At 67.9% G+C, this 18,949-nt stretch carries 17 protein-coding genes; 4 read left to right on the forward strand and 13 right to left on the reverse strand.

Annotated features, from left to right (window positions below):
* Window positions 1-162 precede the first annotated feature (162 nt).
* The gene (locus tag ACSFA7_RS31775) at window positions 163-3,102 is read right to left on the reverse strand and encodes a hypothetical protein (RefSeq protein ID WP_435503042.1); all 2,940 of its coding nucleotides are present in this window, start codon (window positions 3,100-3,102) and stop codon (window positions 163-165) included.
* Between the two features lie 379 nt (window positions 3,103-3,481).
* On the opposite strand from ACSFA7_RS31775, the gene ACSFA7_RS31780 reads away from it, so the two are divergent.
* Together ACSFA7_RS31780 and ACSFA7_RS31785 are read left to right on the forward strand one after the other, a co-directional pair.
* Entirely contained in the window at window positions 3,482-4,321 is an 840-nt protein-coding gene (locus ACSFA7_RS31780; RefSeq protein ID WP_435503043.1) for an intradiol ring-cleavage dioxygenase, read from the forward strand.
* A 77-nt stretch (window positions 4,322-4,398) separates the two neighbouring features.
* On the forward strand, window positions 4,399-5,157 hold the full coding sequence (locus ACSFA7_RS31785; protein ID WP_435503044.1) for a sulfite exporter TauE/SafE family protein: 759 nt from the start codon (window positions 4,399-4,401) through the stop codon (window positions 5,155-5,157).
* A gap of 15 nt (window positions 5,158-5,172) precedes the next feature.
* Here ACSFA7_RS31785 and ACSFA7_RS31790 read toward each other — a convergent pair whose 3' ends face one another.
* The 5 genes from ACSFA7_RS31790 to ACSFA7_RS31810 all read right to left on the reverse strand — a co-directional run bounded on the left by ACSFA7_RS31790 (window position 5,173) and on the right by ACSFA7_RS31810 (window position 8,564).
* Entirely contained in the window at window positions 5,173-5,532 is a 360-nt protein-coding gene (locus ACSFA7_RS31790; RefSeq protein WP_435503045.1) for a DUF1428 domain-containing protein, read from the reverse strand.
* Window positions 5,533-5,602: 70 nt separating this feature from the next.
* On the reverse strand, window positions 5,603-7,075 hold the full coding sequence (locus tag ACSFA7_RS31795) for a DHA2 family efflux MFS transporter permease subunit (protein WP_435503046.1): 1,473 nt from the start codon (window positions 7,073-7,075) through the stop codon (window positions 5,603-5,605).
* Between the two features lie 43 nt (window positions 7,076-7,118).
* Entirely contained in the window at window positions 7,119-7,538 is a 420-nt protein-coding gene (locus ACSFA7_RS31800) for a VOC family protein (RefSeq protein ID WP_435503047.1), read from the reverse strand.
* A gap of 20 nt (window positions 7,539-7,558) precedes the next feature.
* Complete coding sequence (locus ACSFA7_RS31805) at window positions 7,559-8,086, reverse strand: SRPBCC family protein (RefSeq protein WP_435503048.1); 528 nt, start codon at window positions 8,084-8,086, stop codon at window positions 7,559-7,561.
* 40 nt (window positions 8,087-8,126) lie between these two features.
* Window positions 8,127-8,564, reverse strand: coding sequence for a VOC family protein (locus tag ACSFA7_RS31810; protein WP_435503049.1), 438 nt, complete (start codon window positions 8,562-8,564; stop codon window positions 8,127-8,129).
* Between the two features lie 132 nt (window positions 8,565-8,696).
* Here ACSFA7_RS31810 and ACSFA7_RS31815 point away from each other — a divergent pair, with 132 nt between their 5' ends.
* Window positions 8,697-9,350, forward strand: a complete 654-nt coding sequence (locus ACSFA7_RS31815; protein WP_435503050.1) for a TetR/AcrR family transcriptional regulator — start codon at window positions 8,697-8,699, stop codon at window positions 9,348-9,350.
* A 22-nt stretch (window positions 9,351-9,372) separates the two neighbouring features.
* Here ACSFA7_RS31815 and ACSFA7_RS31820 read toward each other — a convergent pair whose 3' ends face one another.
* The 6 genes from ACSFA7_RS31820 to ACSFA7_RS31845 are packed head-to-tail and all read right to left on the reverse strand — an operon-like array spanning window position 9,373 to window position 16,104.
* Window positions 9,373-9,864, reverse strand: coding sequence for a MarR family winged helix-turn-helix transcriptional regulator (locus ACSFA7_RS31820; RefSeq protein ID WP_435503051.1), 492 nt, complete (start codon window positions 9,862-9,864; stop codon window positions 9,373-9,375).
* 36 nt (window positions 9,865-9,900) lie between these two features.
* Complete coding sequence (locus ACSFA7_RS31825; RefSeq protein ID WP_435503052.1) at window positions 9,901-11,658, reverse strand: acyl-CoA dehydrogenase family protein; 1,758 nt, start codon at window positions 11,656-11,658, stop codon at window positions 9,901-9,903.
* A gap of 8 nt (window positions 11,659-11,666) precedes the next feature.
* Window positions 11,667-12,659 (reverse strand): Bug family tripartite tricarboxylate transporter substrate binding protein, encoded by a 993-nt coding sequence (locus tag ACSFA7_RS31830; RefSeq protein WP_435503053.1) that lies wholly within the window; start codon window positions 12,657-12,659, stop codon window positions 11,667-11,669.
* Window positions 12,660-12,693: 34 nt separating this feature from the next.
* Window positions 12,694-13,458: an SDR family NAD(P)-dependent oxidoreductase gene (locus ACSFA7_RS31835; RefSeq protein ID WP_435503054.1), complete on the reverse strand. Its 765-nt coding sequence runs from the start codon at window positions 13,456-13,458 to the stop codon at window positions 12,694-12,696.
* A gap of 22 nt (window positions 13,459-13,480) precedes the next feature.
* Window positions 13,481-15,334 (reverse strand): feruloyl-CoA synthase, encoded by a 1,854-nt coding sequence (locus ACSFA7_RS31840; protein ID WP_435503055.1) that lies wholly within the window; start codon window positions 15,332-15,334, stop codon window positions 13,481-13,483.
* Window positions 15,331-16,104: a crotonase/enoyl-CoA hydratase family protein gene (locus ACSFA7_RS31845; RefSeq protein ID WP_435503056.1), complete on the reverse strand. Its 774-nt coding sequence runs from the start codon at window positions 16,102-16,104 to the stop codon at window positions 15,331-15,333. The genes ACSFA7_RS31840 and ACSFA7_RS31845 overlap by 4 nt, the downstream gene beginning before the upstream one ends.
* A 104-nt stretch (window positions 16,105-16,208) precedes the next feature.
* On the opposite strand from ACSFA7_RS31845, the gene ACSFA7_RS31850 reads away from it, so the two are divergent.
* Window positions 16,209-17,075: an amidohydrolase family protein gene (locus ACSFA7_RS31850; RefSeq protein WP_435503057.1), complete on the forward strand. Its 867-nt coding sequence runs from the start codon at window positions 16,209-16,211 to the stop codon at window positions 17,073-17,075.
* Window positions 17,076-17,097: 22 nt separating this feature from the next.
* On the opposite strand, the gene kefC is transcribed toward ACSFA7_RS31850, so the two are convergent.
* Window positions 17,098-18,948, reverse strand: coding sequence for a glutathione-regulated potassium-efflux system protein KefC (gene kefC, locus ACSFA7_RS31855; protein WP_435503058.1), 1,851 nt, complete (start codon window positions 18,946-18,948; stop codon window positions 17,098-17,100).
* Window position 18,949: the final 1 nt, after the last annotated feature.

Below are 18,949 nucleotides of genomic sequence, written 5' to 3' on the forward strand. Positions count from 1 at the left end.
GGGGCTTGGCTTGTAGTGGCTGATCCAACTTTTCTTGCCGAGCCACCGAGCCGATGATTCTAGGAGGCCGTCCGATGCGACGCGATGGCCGGAGCGCACGCGAAAAAAAGAGGGACCGTCGCCGGTCCCTCCTTGTTTCTTCGTGCCGTCCGCGCAGCGGGATCAGCCCAACAGGCCGTGCAGGATGTTCGTCACCGGCGAGACCGCGTGTTCGACCAGGCTGGTGATCGGGGTCACCACCTCGGTCACCAGCGGGGTGACCGCTTGCCCGACACCTTCCACCACGGTGGTCACAGGCGCGAGGGTCGAGCCCGCGCCGGCCAGGATGTCGGTCACGGGCGCCGTGGCACCGGACACCGCGTGCGTCACGCTGGCCGCGACCGGCTCTATGGCATCGGTGAGCGACGAGACAGGCTCCAGGATGTTGGCCGCCGGGCCGTTGCCGCCCAGCAGGCCGCCGAGCAGGTTGCCGACGAGGCCGTCCTGGCCGAGGACGCTGCCGAGCAGACCGCCGTCGCCGCCCAGCAAGCCGCCGACGATGCCGTCTTCACCGAGCACGCCGCCAAGGAGACCGCCGTCGCCGCCCAGCAGGCCGCCGACGATGCCGTCTTCGCCGAGTACGCCGCCGAGGAGACCACCGTCGCCGCCCAGCAGGCCGCCGACGATGCCGTCTTCGCCGAGTACGCCGCCGAGGAGACCGCCGTCGCCGCCCAGCAGGCCGCCGACGATGCCGTCTTCGCCGAGCACGCCGCCGAGGAGACCACCTTCGCCGCCCAACAGGCCGCCGACGATGCCGTCTTCGCCGAGTACGCCGCCGAGGAGACCACCTTCGCCGCCCAGCAGGCCGCCGACGATGCCGTCTTCGCCGAGTACGCCGCCAAGGAGACCTCCATCGCCGCCGAGCACACCGCCCAGGAGGCCGTCGTCGCCCAGCACACCGCCGAGCAGGCCGCCATCACCTCCGAGCAATCCACCCAGGAGGCCATCGTCGCCCAGCAGGCCACCAAGGAGACCGCCGTCGCCGCCAAGGACACCGCCCAAGAGGCCGTCGTCACCGAGGAGGCCGCCAAGGAGGCCACCGTCGCCGCCGAGCAAGCCGCCGAGCAAGCCGCCCAGCAGGCCGTCATCACCCAGGACACCGCCAAGGAGACCGCCCTCGCCACCGAGCACGCCGCCAACCACGCCGTCGGGTCCGAGCAGACCGTCCACGAGTCCGCCTTCGCCGAGCAGACCGCCGGAGAGACCTTCGCTGCCCAAGAGGCCGGCAAGCGCGCCGTCTCCACCGAGCAATCCGCCGACGAGTCCGTCGTCGCCAAGCAGGCCACCCACCAGGCCGTCGTCGCCGAGCAAACCACCGAGGAGGCCGCCTTCACCGCCGAGCAGGCCGCCCAGCAGGCCGTCGTCACCCAGCACCCCGCCGAGGAGCCCGCCTTCACCGCCGAGCAGGCCGCCCAGCAGGCCGTCGTCACCCAGCACGCCGCCGAGGAGCCCGCCTTCACCGCCGAGCAGGCCGCCCAGCAGGCCGTCGTCACCCAGCACCCCGCCGAGGAGTCCGCCTTCACCGCCGAGCAGGCCGCCCAACAGGCCGTCGTCACCCAGTACGCCGCCGAGGAGGCCACCTTCACCGCCGAGCAAGCCGCCCAGCCAGCCGTCATCACCGAGGACTCCGCCGAGAAGGCCACCTTCACCGCCGAGCAAGCCGCCCAACAGGCCGTCGTCACCCAGTACCCCGCCGAGGAGACCGTCGTCGCCGAGCAACCCGCCCAACAAACCGTCATCGCCCAGCAGGCCGCCAAGCAAGCCGTCATCGCCCAGCAGGCCTTCGAGCACCTGGCCGACCACGCCGTCGTCGCCGATCAAACCGTCCACCAGGCCGTCGATGCCGAGGCCGGTGGTCACGCCGCCGAGCAGGCCTTCGCTGCCCAGCACGTTTTCCAGGATATTGCCGAGCGCATCGGTCAGATAGTCGACCTGGCCGATCAGCGAGTCGATGAGCGCATCCGTCAGGCCGTTGCCCAGCAGGCCGTCGACCACGGGGGCCAGCACGCCGCCGATGTCCACGAGCACGTTCTCGACCGTCTCGTCCACCGGATCGAATTCGTTCGGATCGTTGGCCGTGAACTCGTTGCCCGCGATCGGCGAGAGCACGTTGTCCACCAGGTCCGTCAGGCCATCGACGGTGGGCATCAGCGATCCCAGCGTGCCGGACGAACTGGACGCAGCCCGGCCCGCAGCGCTTCCGCCGCCCAGACCGAGGAGGTCGTCCAGCGCGCCGACCAGATGGCCGACGGCGCCATCGCCTGGATCGAGCAGGTGGTCTCCATCGGCATCGGCATCGGCATCGGCATCCGCGTCGGCGTCGGCATCTGCATCTGCATCTGCATCTGCATCTGCGTCCGCATCGGCATCGGCATCGGCATCTGCGTCAGCGTCAGCGTCTGCATCTCCGTCCGCATCCGCGTCGGCATCTGCATCCGCATCGGCGTCCGCATCGCCTTCGCCGACGCCCGGAGCGAGGAAGGAAACACCACCGCCGCCGTCGCCACCGCCGCTCAATGCGGCGCCGAGAGCAACTGCACCCAGCGCGCCGAGGGCAAATTCGCCCAGCCCGATGCCGCTGCCGCCCGCGGCCTTCTTGGTCACGGCCACGGCGGCGGCGTCCGCATCGCTGTCGGCCGGCGTGACCTCCAGGTTGCCCGCGGCCACGTCGACATTCACCTGCTCCAGGCCGCCGGGCAGCTTGGTCGATCCGATGGTGGCGTCGGTGCCACCCTCGAAGACGCCTGCGAGCGGCGCCTTGTTGGTCGTCGAGCCCGGGAACAGCACGTTGGCATGGCCGCCGTCGGGAACGATCACGCGGTCGCCGGCCATCAGGCTCTGGCTGCCGTCCACCGGAATCCGCACGCCGTCGCGCACGACCACCGTGCCGGGCGTGGCGTTGGACAACGAGCCGAGGCTCGCGGGTGCGATGGACGCCGCTGTCGTCGGGGCCGCACCCATGGGGGCGATCGGCGTGACGCTGGCCTGGGCCAGGACCACAGGCGCCGCGATGTCGGCAACTGTCGGAATCGAGCCGACGGAGGCTTGGGTGGTTGTGGTCATGGCGACCTCCTCGTGTAATAAGTAGCCACGAAGCGCAACATGCGTGCCGCCTCTGCACCAGGCCTTCACCGCGCTGGTTGCAATCGGGCTATGTGATTGATTTGAAAAGGTTTTCCCGCACTTCGAGCGGCAAGGGCCGGCCCATGCGGCTGGCTGCTTTCGCGGTTCGTTACGTAACGCGGAGCACTTTCTTTCCGGAACGCCCGCTGCATCGAATGGCGATGCGCGGTTGCCGATGCCTCGACCGTTCCGCTGGGCGGAAAAATCATTTGCGCCGTGGCGCTTCCGGGGGCGCGATGGGCCGCCTAAAGTCAGCGGCACCCCAGAAGCAGATACGACAGAGACAGAGACAGCGACGGCAAGACAGGAGACAGCCACGATGCGCAACCTCAACCAAGACAACATCACGCAGGCTGTGCTCGCGCGCCTGGCCGACACGCCCGACCCGCGACTGCACGAGATCCTGACCAGCCTCGTGCAGCACCTGCACGCCTTCGCGCGCGAGGTGAAGCTCACCGAAGCCGAATGGTTCCAGGGCGTCCAGTACCTCACGGCCACCGGCCAGATGTGCGACGACAAGCGCCAGGAGTTCATCCTGCTGTCGGACGTGCTGGGCCTCTCGATGCTCACCATCGCGATGAACAACAGCAAGCCCGCCGGCTGCACCGAGGCCACCGTGTTCGGGCCCTTCTACGTCGAAGGTGCGCCCGAATACGAACACGGCGACGACGTGGCCAACGGCGCCGCGGGCGTGCCCTGCGATGTGTACGCCACGGTGCGGGGGCTCGACGGCGAGCCGGTGGCCGGTGCGGTCGTCGATGTGTGGCAGGCCGACGAAGGCGGCCATTACGACGTGCAGCACGCAGAGCTCGACCACGCCGAGAACCGCGGCCGCCTGCGCACCGGGCCCGATGGCGCACTGCATTTCAGGAGCGTGCTGGCCGAGGCCTATCCGATTCCGGTCGATGGCCCGGTGGGCGACCTGCTGCGTGCGACCAAACGCCATCCCTGGCGACCCGCCCACCTGCATTTCAAGATCGAGGCGCCGGGCTACGAAAACCTCATCACCCACGTGTTCCGCGAAGGCGACAAGTGGCTCGACTCCGACGCGGTGTTCGCGGTGCGCCAGTCGCTGGTTGCGCCATGGAAGCAGCAGGCCGACGGCCGCTGGCGCCTGGACTTCGACTTCGTGCTCAATCCGCTGAAGCAGCCCGCCTGAAGCATCAGGCCCGGGCCTGCTACGCTCGCAAAGCCTGCCCCTGACGGCGGGCTTTTTTCTGCGCTCCGTCACACCCCATGGCCTTCCCCCTCATCACCGACCCGCATTTCTATGCGGTCGCCATTCCCGCCGTGCTGTTGCTCGGCATCAGCAAGAGCGGCTTCGGCGCCGGCTTCGGTTCGCTCGCGGTGCCCTTGATGGCGCTCGCGGTCACCGTGCCGCAGGCGGCCGCCATCCTCATGCCGCTGTTGCTGCTGATGGACGTGCTGGGGCTCGCCGCGTTCCGGCGCGACTTCGACCGGTCGCTGCTCAAGTTCCTGATTCCGTTCGGGTTGATCGGCACCGTGGTCGGCACGCTGCTGTTCCGCGTGCTGTCGGCGCACACGGTGGCGGGCATCGTCGGCGTGTTCACGCTGTTGTTCCTCGCGCAGCGGCTCGTGTTTCCGCCCAAGCCCGACGATCCGCTGCCCTCGCGCGGCGTGGGCGCGGCGCTCACCGTGGTGTCGGGCTTCACGAGCTTCATCGCGCATGCGGGCGGACCGCCGATCAATGCCTACGTGATTCCGCTCCGGCTCAAGCCAGTGGTGTTCACGGCGACGATGGCGTATTTCTTCTTCGTGGTGAATCTCAGCAAGTGGATTCCCTACGCGTGGCTCGGCCTCATCGACTTCCGCACGCTGGCCACCTCGGTGGCGCTGATGCCGCTCGCGCCACTCGGCGTATGGGTCGGCATCCGCATCGCCAGGCGCATCGACGCGACGTGGTTCTATCGCTTCGTGTACCTGGGCATGCTGCTGACCGGACTCAAGCTCGTCTACGACGGATTCTTCGCCTGAGCCCGGCGCGCCGGATCAAAGTTCGACGATGCTCTTGAAGCCGCCGAAGATCATCCGCTTGCCGTCGAACGGCATCGTCTTCGGGTCCATCGAGGCAATGCGCGGGTCGGCCATCACCTTCGCGTTGATCGTGTCGCGGTGCTTGCGCGACTTGTAGACGATCCACGAGAAGGCCACGGTCTCGTCGGCCTTGAGCTTCACGCTCTGCGGAAACGAGGTGAGCTTGCCGGGCTTCACGTCGTCGGCGATGCACTCCACATATTCGAGCGCGCCGTACTCCATCCAGACCTTGCCGGCCTTGCGTGCGAGTTTGCGATACGCCTCGACCTTCGCGGTGGGAATGGCAACGATGAAACCGTCTACATAGCGAGCCATGGGTGATCTCCTGAATGAAAGATAGAACCGTTGAAGGAAAAACAGCGGCGGCTGCATGGCGTCGTTCTCATCACGACGTCGATTCGCTCGCCGCTCCGCGGGGTGCTGCTGCCTCTTTGTTGTTCTGCGTTTGCGCCGGCGGTGCGGTGCGAAGCAGCAAGGCCCCGATCAAACCCGCCAGTGCCGCGAACACGGCGCCAACGAGAAATGCAAGGTTGTAGCCACCGGTGAGCGCCAGCGGCATCTGCGCACCGGCCGCTTCCATCGAACCGGTGCGCGCCGCGGCGGCGCTGGCCAGCACGGCGAGGCCCAAGGCGCCGCCCATCATGAAGGCGGTGTTGACCACGCCCGAGGCCAGGCCCGAATCGGCCGGATCGACCTCGCTCATGGCCGCCAGCAGCAACGGGTTGAACGCCATGCCAGCGCCGAGGCCGAGCAGCATCATTCCGGGCAGCACGTCGGTGACGAAGCTGCCGTTGACCGGTGCGCGCGCGAACAGCGCCAGGCCGATGGCCGCGAGCCACAAGCCGGCGGCGAGCGGCTTGCGGATGCCGAAGCGCATCACCAGCCTGGCCGAGAGGCCGAGCGAGAACACCGCCATGATGATGTTGGCCGGCAGGAACGCGAGGCCGATCTGCATAGGCGTGTAGTTCAGCACCAGCTGCATGTAGAGCGCCGAGATGAAGAACCACGCGAACATCGCCGCGGCCCACAGCACGCCGACCACATTGGCGACCGACACGCTGCGCAGGCGAAAGAGGCCGAGCGGCATCAGCGGATGCTGCACGCGCGCCTCGATGGTGATGAAGATGGCCAGCAGCACCACCGCCGCGCCGAGCAGCCCCAGCGTCTGCGTGGAGCCCCAGCCGGCCTCGTTGCCGTTGACCACGCCGTACACCGCGAGCATGAGCGACAGCGTGACAGTGACCGCACCGGCCACGTCGAGCTTTTCGCCATGCGCCTGGCCGCGTGCATTGGGCAGCAGCGCCACGCAGAGCGCGTACACCGCCACGCCGATCGGCAGGTTGACCAGGAAGATCCAGTGCCAGCTCAGCGAACTCGTGAGCAACCCGCCAAGCAGCACGCCGATGCTCCCGCCGCCTGCGCAGACGAAGCCGTAGACGCCCATCGCCTTCGCGCGGTCGGCCGGTTCGGTGAAAAGATTCATGATCAGCGAGAGCGAGACGGCCGACACCACCGCGCCGCCCAGCCCCTGCACCGCACGCGCGGCAATCAGCAGCACTTGCGAGTTGGCAAGGCCGCAGGCCAGCGAGGCGACGGTGAAGAGCACCAGGCCGATCAGAAAGAGCTTGCGGTGGCCGTACAGGTCGCCCAGCCGCCCCCCGAGCAGCAGGAAGCCGCCGAAGGTCAGCATGTAGGCATTCACCACCCACACGAGCGAGGTCTCGGTGAAGCCGAGGTCGGTGCGGATCGAGGGCAATGCCACGTTCACGATCGTGGTGTCGAGCACGATCATCAGGACGCCGAGGCAGAGCACCATCAATGCGAGCCAGCGCTTCCGGTTGTCGAGTGTGTCGGTCATGGAGTGGATTCCTGAAGAGCCGCGGAGGCGGCGTTCTGTTTTCTTAGACCAGCGGCTTTCCGCCGTTGATGAGCCAGGGCGTTCCGAAGCGGTCGGTCACCATGCCGAAGCCTTCGACCCAGAAGGTCTTCTCGAAGGGCATGGAGACGGTGCCGCCTTCGGCAAAGGCATCGAACACGCGGCGCGCTTCTGCGACGGTCTCGAGGGTGAGCGCAACGCCGAAGCCCTTCATGCCTTCGTAGGTCTGGCCGGGCATGGTGTCGGAGGCCATGAGCATGCCTTCGCCGTAGGCGAGGGACGCATGCATGATCCGCTTCTTGACGTCGGCGGGCATCTGCTCGGTATCGGGCGCTTCGCCGATGGTCATCATCATCTGGATGGTGCCGCCGAGCGTCTTTTCGTAGAAGCGCATGGCTTCCTGTGCGTTGCCGTCGAAGGTGAGGTAGGCGTGGATGGGAGACATGATGGTTTCCTTTGGATGGGTTACTTTTCGGTGGCCGTCTTGAGGTTGGCAAGGCCTGCTTCGAAGTCCTTGCCGATCATCTGGTCCATGTTGAAGAAGAGGCCCATGAGCTTGGCGATGTAGGGGCTCGGGCCGGACATGGACCAGGTGACCTGCGTGGCATCGCCCTGCGGCGCGAGCGTGAACTCGGCGATGTTGTGGCCTTCGAAGGGCTTGATGAAATCCAGCTTGATCGCGACCTTCGAGGAAGGCGTCGACTCGGCAATTTCCATCTTGCCCGCGCCTGCCTTGTCGTTGCCTTCCCAGGCGTAGGTGGCGCCCCGTCCGCTCGGTGCGCCGCCGAAGCTGCGCCTCATGGCCGGGTCCAGCTTTTCGTAGGGCGACCACTCGCCCCAGCGGTGGAAGTCGTTGATCAGCGGAAAGATCTTCTCGGCCGGCGCCGCGATGCGCGCGGTGCGCTCCACGCGGAAGGTGTCGGGCCGGGTGGCCGCGTAGACGAGCACGATCGCGATCAGCGCGAGGATGACGAAGACGATTTTCTTGAACATGAAGGGACTCCAGGGCGGGCGGGCAGCGGGCGGCAACGGGTTATTTGGCGGCGTCCACCACCAGCATCCAAGCCACGCCGAAGCGGTCGGCCAGCATGCCGAAGTTGCTGGTGAAGAAGGTCGGCGTGAGCGGCTGCATGACCTGGCCGCCATCGGCCAGCGCATCGAACCATTTGCGGGCGTCGGCATCGGCGGACGCGGTGATCGACAGCATGATTCCCTTGAACTCCGCCTTGCCGGAGCACTGGCCGTCGGAGAGCATGAGCTCGGTGTCGCCGACGCGAAGCACCGAGTGCATCACCTTGTCGGGGCCGGGCGTGGCGCCGGCGCAGCTGGCGTCGGTGTTGCCTTCGAACGCGTCGGCAGGCGCATCGCTGTAGCGCATGAGCTGGATGATTTCGGCGCCGAGCGCCTTCTTGTAGAAAGCGATCGCTTCGTCGCAACGGCCTTCGAAGGACAGGTAAGACTGGACTTTCATGGCATTTCCTTTGGGCTGATAAAGGTTTCAAGGATGCGCAGCGGCTTCTGCGCGAATACGATGGAACTACTTTGTGTACACCGTCCACAAAGAATAGCAGGGATAATGGACAGTGTCCACATGGAATTTGCAATGAAGCTGAAAAACGTCCCCGAAAGCCTGCCTCCTGCCCGCAGCACTTACCGCCACGGCGACCTGCGCCGTGCGCTGCTGGAGGCGGGTGTCGAACTGGCGCGCGACGGTGGCCCGGACGCGGTGGTGCTGCGCGAGGCCACGCGGCGCGTGGGCGTGGTGCCCAACGCGGCGTACCGGCATTTCGGCAGCCGGCAGGAGCTGCTGCTGGCGGTGCGCGGCGCGGCACTTTCGGCCGCCGCCAAGGCGATGGAGTCGGAACTGGCCGTGCTGCATTTCGACCAGCCGCCCGCCGACTTCGCCCGCGCGCAGGTGCGCGCCATCGGAACGGCCTACCTGCGGTTCGCGCAGGCCGAGCCGGGCCTGTTCCGCACGGCGTTCGTGATCACCGAAGAAGGCGAGGGCGAGGTGGGCCCCACCGCCGCGGGGGCGAGCGGCATGGGCCCGTTCCAGCTCTTGGGCGCGGCGATCGACCGGCTGGTGGACGCCGGCGTGCTCGATCCGGCGCGCCGTCCGAATGCGGAATTCCTCGCATGGTCGGCGGTGCACGGGCTGGCCCTGCTCATCATCCACGGGCCGCTGCGCACGCTCGACGCGGAGACCACGCGTGCGCTGGGGCAGCGGCTCATCGACATGGTCGAACGGGGCCTGTAGCGCCCGCCCGAGATCTCAAAGGTCAGAGATAGATCTTCTGCAGCAGCTTGATCAGCGTCTCGCGCTCGCGCACCGTGAGCTGGGCGCTGGCATCGGACTCCAGCTGCACCACGGTCTGCTCGGCCTCCCGCACCAGCGCTTCCCCGGCGGAGGTGAGATGCAGCCCCACCGCGCGGCCGTCGTGCGGATGCGGCCGGCGCTCGATGAGCCCCCGGCTGTCCAGCGTGGCCACCAAGCTCACGAGGTTGGGCGGCAGGATGTCGAGCGTGGTGCACAGCTGCCGCGAGGTGGCGCCCGGGTTGTGCGCCAGCAGCGAGAGCACCGAGAAATCGATCTGCTTGAGCCCGTAGGGCGCCATGCGCTCCGAGAAGACGCCGCTGATGATCAGCCAGGCGCGGCGGGCGTTGTAGCCGACCAGGGTTTCGAGCACGCGGGCATCGAGCCGGTCCGAGCGGGTCGATACGGCCGCGAGGGGCTCGTTCTTGGGGGAGGTTTTTTTCGCGGGTGCAGGCATGGCCCGAGCGTAACCGCCCGTGGCGGTGCCAGGAACCTACCGCGCGACACCTTCCGCCGCCGCTGCGTGCGAGAGGGCCAGGCTCTCGCAGGCGCGCTTGACGATGCCCAGCCGCATCTCGAACTCGGGCAGCACCCAGCGGCGAAAGGCGGCCGCCGAACGCACCCGGCCGGCGTGGCCCGCCGAGGCGCTGTCGTCCGCCGCCTCGATGCGCGCCCAGGCCCAGGCCATCATCGTGAGCATCACCACCCGCAGGTAGTCGTCGGCCACTTCGTACGGCAGCACGGGATTGGCATGGGCGGACATTGCGATGGTCGTGCCCAGGTAGCGCAGCTGCGCGAGCCGGCGCTGCACGTCGGCGTCGGCCTCGCGCGATGCATCGAGCGTGTCGCGCAGTTCGAGCAGCACGGCCGACATGGCGGCGCCGCCGTCGGGCAGCACCTTGCGCACCAGCAAGTCGATGGCCTGGATCTCGTTGGTGCCCTCGTAGATCATCGTCACGCGCGCGTCTCGCACGACCTGTTCGATGCCCCATTCGCGCACATAGCCGTGGCCGCCGAACACCTGCAGGCATTCGCTCGCGCCATGAAAGGCCTGGTGCGTGCAGGCCGCCTTGAGCACCGGCGTGACCAGCGAGCACCAGCGCTGCGCGCGCTCGCGGGCCTTGGGGTCGGCGTCGTGCGCGGCCACGTCGAGCATCAGCGCGCTGCGATACGCCAGCGTGCGCGCGCCGTCGATCCAGGCGCGCTGCGTCTCCAGGATGCGGCGGATGGCGGGGTGCTCGGCGATCAGGTCGGCCGCTTCCGCGCCGCGGCTCGCGGGCACGGTGCCGGGTGCGCGCATCTGGCGGCGCTCGGCCGCGTAAGCGTCTGCCTTCTGCCAGGCGGCGTCGAGCAGGCCGATGCCCTGCAGCGCCACGTGCAGGCGCGCCGAATTCATCATCACGAACATCGCGGCGAGACCGCGGCCGGGATCGCCGACCAGCCAGCCGGTGGCGTCGTCAAAGCGCATCGAGCAGGTCGGGCTGCCATGCAGGCCCATCTTTTCCTCGATGCGCTCGCAGTGCAGGGCATTGCGCGCGCCGTCGGGCAGCATCTTGGGCACGAGCACGAGCGACAGGCCCTTCGGTCCGGCCGGCGCATCGGGCAGCCGGCACAGCACGAGATGGACGATGTTCGGCGTCAGGTCGTGCTCGCCGCCCGATATGAAGATCTTGCCGCCGCTCACGCGGAAGCTGCCGTCGGCCTGCGGCACGGCACGCGTGCGCACCTGGCCCAGGTCGCTGCCCGCGTGCGCTTCGGTCAGGCACATGGTGGCGAGCCATTCGCCGGTCGAGATCTTCCGCAGGTAGCGGGCCTTCAGTTCGTCGCTGCTGTGGTGCTTGAGGCACGCGTAGGCGCCGTGCAGCAGGCCCGGGGCCATCGTGAGCCCGTGGTTCGCCGCGCTGAGCCATTCGTAGAGCACGGCTTCGAGCACCGAGGGCAGGCCCTGGCCGCCGTCTTCGGCTGCGGCGGAGAGGGCGGGCCAGCCGCCGTCGACGAAGGCTTGATACGCCTCGCGAAATCCCGGTGGCGAAATGACTTCGCCTTTGTCGAACCGGCAGCCGACTTCATCGCCCTCGCGATTGATGGATGCCACCACCTCGCCGACGAAGCGCGCGGCCTCTTCGAGCACCTGCGATTGCAGCGCCGCGTCGACCTCCGCGAAAGGCGCGAGCGCCTGCAGCCGTGCAGGCGCATCAAGCACCACGTTCAGGAGAAAGCGGACGTCTTCGGGACGGGGCTGGTAATCCATCGGCCGCTTCAGGATTCGGCGGTGAAGCCGATCTTCTTGACCAGCGGACCCCAGCGCTCGTACTCCGCCTGCAGCGACTTCTTCATCTCCTCGGGCGTGGAGCCGTGGGCGATCAGCCCGACCGACAGCAGGCCGTCGGCCACGGCCTTGTCCTTGAGCGCAGCCTGGATCGCGGTGCTCGCTGCGTTGACGACAGGCGCGGGCGTCTTCGCCGGTGCGAAGAAGCCGAACCATTCGTCGGCCACGATTTCCGGGAAGCCCTGTTCAGTGAAGGTAGGCACGTCGGGCAGGTAGGCCGGACGCTGCGCTCCCGAGGTGGCGAGCACCCGCAGCTTGCCGGCCTTGGCGAAGGGCAGGCAGTCGCCGGCGGGCGTCAGGCACGAGGCGATCTGGCCGCCCACCACGTCGTTGATGCCGGGCAGCGAGCCGCGGTAGGGCACGTGGCGCAGGTCGGCACCGGTGCTCAGGCCCAGCAGCGCGCCCAGGAAGTGCGGCGTGGAGCCCGCACCGGGCGAGCCATAGCTGGCCTGGCCGGGGTTGGCCTTGGCCCAGGCGATGTAGTCCTTCAGCGTCTTCACGCTGGCCGGCACCATGGGGCCGACGGCCAGGCCGTGCGTCATCACGGCGCCGATGGAGATCGGGGCGAAGTCCGCAATGGTGTAGGCCAGCTTGGTGTAGATGTGCGGATAGGTCGACAGCGCCGAGGCCTGTGCGAGGCACAGCACCGAGCCATCGGCCGGCGAGGTCTTGAGCGTGTCCAGCGCGATGCGCCCGCCCGCGCCGGGCTTGTTCTCGACCACCGGGTTCGTCTGCGTGAAGGGCGTGTTGCCCACCTTGTCGGCCACGCGGCGCGCCACGCTGTCGCCGGCGCTTCCGGCCGGGAAGCCGTAGTAGATCTTCACCTGCTGCTGCACCAGTTGGGCGAGCGCGGCGAGGGGATGCAGGGCGCCGATGGCGGCTGTGCCGCCGAGCATGTTCACGAACTGACGTCGGTTGGTCATGGGTTGTCTCCGGTTTTTGCTGCTGGGGCTGGAATCAGCGCGGCGCCATGCGCAGGGCGCCATCTAGGCGAATCACTTCGCCGTTGAGGTGACCGTTCGTCACGATGTGGCAGGCCAGCTCGGCGAATTCCGAAGGCTTGCCCAGGCGCGGCGGGAACGGGATCGATGCGGCCAGCGAGTGCTGCACGGCTTCGGGCAGCTCCAGCAGCAGCGGCGTGGCGAAGAGGCCGGGCGCCACGGTGCACACGCGGATGGCGTGCTGCGCGAGGTCGCGCGCCATCGGCAGCGTCATGCCGACGAGGCCGCCCTTCGAAGCGCTGTAGGCCTGCTGTCCCACCTGGCCGTCGAAGGCCGCGACCGAGGCGGTGAAGAGCATCACGCCCTTCTCGCCGTTGTCGAGCGCTTCGAGCTTGGCGCACCGCGCGGCAAAGAGGCGCGCCATGTTGTAGCCGCCGATGAGGTTGATGTTGACCACGCGCACGAATTCCTCGAGCGGCGCCGGATTGCCGTCCTTGCCGACGATGCGCTTGGCGCTGCCGATGCCTGCTACGTTCATCAGGATGCGCGCGGGACCGTGCGCCGCGGCGGCCTTGTCGAGCGCGGCGGTGACGCTCTCGGTGTCGGTGATGTCGCAGGTGCAGGCGATGCCGCCGATCTCCGCGGCCACCTTCTCGGCGAGCGCGCTGTTGCGGTCGAGCACGGCGACTTTCGCGCCCAGACGTGCAAGTTCGCGCGCAGTGGCTTCGCCGAGGCCCGATGCGCCGCCGGTGACGAGGGCGGCTTGTCCTTCGATCTTCATGGTGTGTTGTCTCCTGGAATGTCTAGCGAGGCACGAGGGTGAAAGGCAGCGTACCGGCGTGCATCGCGTCGGCGAGCGCGGCGCGGTGCTTGAGCACGGCGCGCTGGTTGATCGAGCCCTTGTCAGTCACTTCGCCCTTGTCGATGGAGGGCGGCTCGGCCATCAGGTGCAGCCGCGCGATGCGATTGGCGCTGCCGGTGCCCATGGCGGCCAGGTCGTTGGCCACCTGCTGAAAATGCGCCTGCACCGGGGCGCTTTCGAGCACCTGCAGCATCGTGGCGCTCGCATCCAGGCCGGCGAGTTGCCGCACCTTCTGCGTAGGGAAGATCAGCGCGCCGACTTCCTTCAGGTTGATGCCGGTGAGCACCGCGTCCTGCACATAAGGCGCGCCGGCCGCGATGATCTTCGCGCGCAGCGGCCCCACGCTCACGAAGGTGCCGGTGGCGAGCTTGAAGTCTTCGGCAATGCGTCCGTCGAAGCGCAGGCCGCGGTGGATGTTGTCGTCGGCTATCCACTTCACCGCATCGCCGGTCGAGAAGAAGCCTTCTTCGTCGAACGCCTCCGCCGTGGCGTCGGGCGCGCGCCAGTAGCCGGGCGTGATGTTGGGGCCGCGGTAGCGCACCTCGGTCTTGCCGTCGACCTCGATCAGCTTGATCTCGATGCCGGCCGCGGGCAGGCCGATGTCGCCCGACTTCACCTCGGGCCCGGTCACGTAGAGCGCGAAGGGGCCCGACTCGGTCATGCCCAGGCCCGTGCCCATCACGATGCGCTCGCCGACCTCGGCTTCTTGCGTCTTGTGCAGGCTGTCCCACACGGGTTGCGAGAGCGCCGCGCCCGAGTAGAAGAACATCTTCACGCGCGACAGCAGATTGCGGCGCAACACCGCGTCGCTTTCCATCGCCTGCGCGATGGCCTCGAAGCCGGTCGGCACATTGAAGTAGATGGTGGGCGCGATCTCGCGCAGGTTGCGCAGCGTCTCGGCCATGCCCGCGAGCGTGGGCTTGCCGTCGTCGATATAGAGCGTGCCGCCGTTGTCCAGAACGATGCCCACGTTGTGGTTGCCGCCGAAGGTGTGGTTCCACGGCAGCCAGTCGACCAGCACCGGCGGCTCGTCGCCCAGGGCGGGAATCGACTGGCGTAGCTGCTGCTGGTTGGCGCACCACATGCGGTGCGTGTTGATCACCGCCTTGGGCATCTTGGTCGAGCCCGAGGTGAAGAGGAACTTGGTGATGGTGTCGGGGCCGGTCGCGCGCATCGCGGCGTCGATGGCGGGTGTTGCGGGCGTCGACGCCAGCGCGTGGAACGCGGTGGTGGCACGGCCTTCGAGCCGGCCTTCGGCGAGCACGACCTCGGTGCCGGCTGGCACGGTGGCTTCGATGGCGCGGCCGTAGCGCGCCGCGTCGGTGGCGAACACGAGGCCCGGCGTGAGCGTGTCCAGCACGTGGCGCAGCTTCTCGAAGTCCTGGCTCACGAGCGAGTAGGGCGGCGAGACGGGGCAGTAGGGCACGCCGGCGTAGAGGCAGCCGAGGGCGAGCAGCGCGTGTTCGATGCCGTTCTCGCTGAGGATCGCGACCGGGCGCTCGGCGTTCAGGCCGCGGTCTAGCAGCGCCTGTCCGATGCCGCGCGCTTCCTGCAGTGCCTGTGCGTACGACACGCGCAGCCAGTCGCCCGTGCTGCCGTCGGCCAGCCGTTCGCGGCGGGCGATGAAGGTGCGCTCGGGCGCATGCTCGGCCCAGTGCGCGAGGCGGTCGGTCATGCGTTCGCGGTAGGCCTCGAGTTGCGTCTCGGCCTGCAGGTACTGCGTGCCCGGCGCACCGTCGCGCAGCACTGCGCGGGTCACGCCGAAGGCGAGCGGGCGGTAACGGATGGAGGTCATCCCTTGCTCACTTTCGCGCCGCGGCCTTCGAGGAAATCGCGCACGCGCGCCTTCGCCTCGGGCGCAGCCTGCACGATGCCGGACATCAGCGCCTCGGTGAAGAAGCCGTGGTCGGCCGACTGCTCGGCGATGCGCGGCAGCGCGTGCATCAGCGCGTAGTTGGTGAGCGGCGCGTTGGTGGCGATGCGCTTCGCAAGCTCGAAAGCCTTGTCGAAGGCCGTGCCCTCGTCGACCAGGTACTGCGCGAAGTTGGCGCGCTCGCCGTCTTCGGCGTTGTAGACGCGGCCGGTCATCATCATGTCGATCATGCGCGCCACGCCGATCAGCTTGGGGATGCGCACCGAGCCGCCGCCGCCCACGAAGATGCCGCGCGAACCTTCGGGCAACGCGTAGAAGGTGGAGCGGTCGGCCACGCGGATGTGGCAGGCGCTTGCCAGCTCGAGCCCGCCGCCGACCACCGCGCCGTGCAGCGCCGCGACCACCGGCACCGGGCCGTGCTGGATCAGGTCGAGCGCGTTGTGCCACAGGCGCGAGTGCTGCATGCCCTGGCCGGCATCACGCTCTTTCAGTTCACTCAGGTCGAGCCCGGCGCAGAAGTGTGGGCCCTCGCCGTCGAGCACCGCGGCGCGCACGGTGGAGGGCAGTTGCTCGAAGGTGTCGCGCAGCGCGAGGATCAGGCCGTCCGACAGCGCATTGCGCTTGGCGCCGCGCGCGAGGCGAACGATGGCGACGTCGTCGCGAATGTCGATTTGAAGGTCGGAATTGGTCATGATCGGGTTTGAGTGTGAGTCGAATTATGGTTATGATAAATAATCAATTCAAGGCATTTGAGCGCCTCGAATCCTAGGGACTTACCCGCATTGGAGACAACGACATGGATCACCGGAACCTGATCGCCATCGACATCCACACCCACGCCGAAGTGAGCTGCTGGAACCCGTTCGACAACTACGGCGAGGAGTACGACCGCGCGGCCGACAAGTACTTCGGCTCGAGCGGCCGCCCGACCATCGCCGAGAGCGTGGCGTACTACCGTGAAAGGAAGATTGGGCTGGTGATGTTCATGGTCGATGCCGAGTCGAACATGGGCCGCCGCCGCATCCCGAACGAGGAAATCGCGGAGCACGCGAAAAACAACGCCGACATGATGATTGCCTTCGGCAGCATCGATCCGCACAAGGGAAAGATGGGCGCGCGCGAGGCGCGCCGTCTCATCGAGGAGCACGGCGTGAAGGGCTTCAAGTTCCACCCGACGGTGCAGGGCTACCACCCCTACGACAGGATGGCCTGGCCAATCTACGAGGTGATCGCCGAATACGGCTTGCCGGCGATCTTCCACACCGGCCACAGCGGCATCGGCTCGGGCATGCGCTGCGGCGGGGGGCTCAGGCTGGAGTACAGCAACCCGATGCATCTGGACGACGTGGCCATCGACTTCCCCGACATGCAGATCGTCATGGCCCACCCCAGCTTCCCCTGGCAGGACGAGGCGCTGAGCGTGGCCACGCACAAGCCCAATGTGTGGATCGACCTCTCGGGCTGGAGCCCGAAGTACTTTCCGAAGCAGCTGGTGCAGTACGCGAACACGCTGCTGAAGGACCGCATCCTGTTCGGCAGCGACTACCCGCTGATCACGCCCGACCGCTGGATGAAGGACTTCGAGGCGGCGGGGTTCAAGCCGGAGGTGATGCCCGGCATCCTGAAGGGCAACGCGGTCAGGCTGCTGAAGCTGGAAGGCTGACGAACGGAAGAAGGAAGGCGGGCTACGAGTCCGCCTCTTCCTTCTCGTCGATCCGGTCCCAGTCGCGCCCCGAGCGGCGCTGCCGCTCCTCGCGCTCGCGCGCCATCTGTTCCTCGAACTGCTGGCGGCCTTCCTTGTTGGCCGCGATCAGCTTCGCGCGGTCCTTGTAGTGCGGATAGATCTCGTCGCTGAGCTTGATATTCCGCGTGCGGAACCGCATCGTCGATTCGCGCGCCTCGTGCGCCGGCCAGCCCAGCGCCTCGAGCGTCGAACGGGCGCTGCGCAGCGATGACTCGAACACCTCGCGCTCGATGTCCTTCACACCGCGATCGCGCAGCTGGAACAGGTGGGTCACGTTGCGCGCCCGCGCGATGATGCGGGCCTGCGGGAAGTTCTCGGTCACGAGGTCGACGATCTCGAGCGACTGCTCGATGTCGTCCACCGCCACCACGATGGCCTTGGCCGATCCGGCGCCCGCGGTGCGCAGCAGGTCGAGCCGCGTCGCGTCGCCGTAGAACACGCGAAAGCCGAACTGGCGCAGGCCCTCGACGGTGTCGGCGTCGTGGTCGAGCACCGTCACGCGCAGGCCCTGCGACATCAGCATGCGGCCGACGATCTGGCCGTAGCGCCCGAAGCCGCAGATCAGCACCTTGGCGTCCTGCTGCTCGGAAATTTCTTCCAGCTGCGGACCGGTGTTGCGGCTGTAGCGCGGCAGCACGAACTTGTCGAGCAGCACCAGGAGCAGCGGCGACAGCAGCATCGACAGCGCCACCGCACCGATCAGGAGCGACGTGATCTCAGGCGGCAGCACGTTGGGCCCCGCCGCCTGGAACACCACGAATGCGAATTCGCCGCCCTGCGCGAGCAGCAGCGTGAACACCGGCCGCTCCTGGTAGGCCAGGCCCATCGCCTTGGCGAGCGCGTAGATCACGACCAGCTTGATGACCATGAAGCCGACCACCAGCGCGGCCATGAGCCAGGGGCTCGCGATGAGCACGCCGAAGTTGATCGACATGCCCACGGCGATGAAGAAAAGGCCGAGCAGCAGGCCCTTGAAAGGCTCGATGTCGGTCTCGAGTTCGCGCCGGTATTCGCTTTCCGCGAGCAGCACGCCGGCGAGGAAGGCGCCCAGCGCCATCGACAGGCCCACCACCTGCATCAGCGCCGCGATGGCCACCACCAGCAGCAGCGCCGCGGCGGTGAAGATCTCGGGCGTGTCGCTGCGCGCGATCCAGCGCAGGAGGGGGCGCAGCAAGAGCCGGCCGCCGAGGATGATGCCGGCGATCACGCCGACGATCTTCAGCGCCTCGAGCGCGCGGTCCAGGCCGCTGAGCGAATGCTCGGCGGCGGATGCACCGGCCAGCAGCGGCAGCAGTGCAAGGATCGGGATCGCCGCCACGTCCTGGAACAGCAGGATCGAGAAGCCGGCCTGGCCGCTCGGCGTCTTGAGCAGGTTGCGCTCGCCGAACACCTGCAGCGCGATCGCCGTGGATGAGAGCGCCAGCCCCAGCGCTGCGACCAGCGACACGCGCCATTCGGCGCCGACCGCGCAACCCACGGCAAAGAGCACTGCGGCGCAGCTCAGTACCTGCGCCGCGCCCCAGCCGAAGATCGGCCGGCGCAGGTTCCACAGGCGCTTGGGCTCGAGCTCCAGGCCGACGAGAAACAGCATCAGCACCACGCCGAATTCGGCGAAATGCAGCACGTCCTCCACGCTGGACACGAGGCCCAGTCCCCAGGGGCCGATCGCGATGCCGGCCACGAGGTAGCCGATGATCGAGCCGAGCCCGAGGAACTTCGACAGCGGCACCACCAGCACGGCGGCGCCCAGATAGATGAGGCTGCTGGTCAGCCAGGCGGGTGCGTGTTCCATG

The sequence above is a fragment of the Variovorax trehalosi genome (assembly GCF_051216415.1).
Classification (GTDB): domain Bacteria; phylum Pseudomonadota; class Gammaproteobacteria; order Burkholderiales; family Burkholderiaceae_C; genus Variovorax.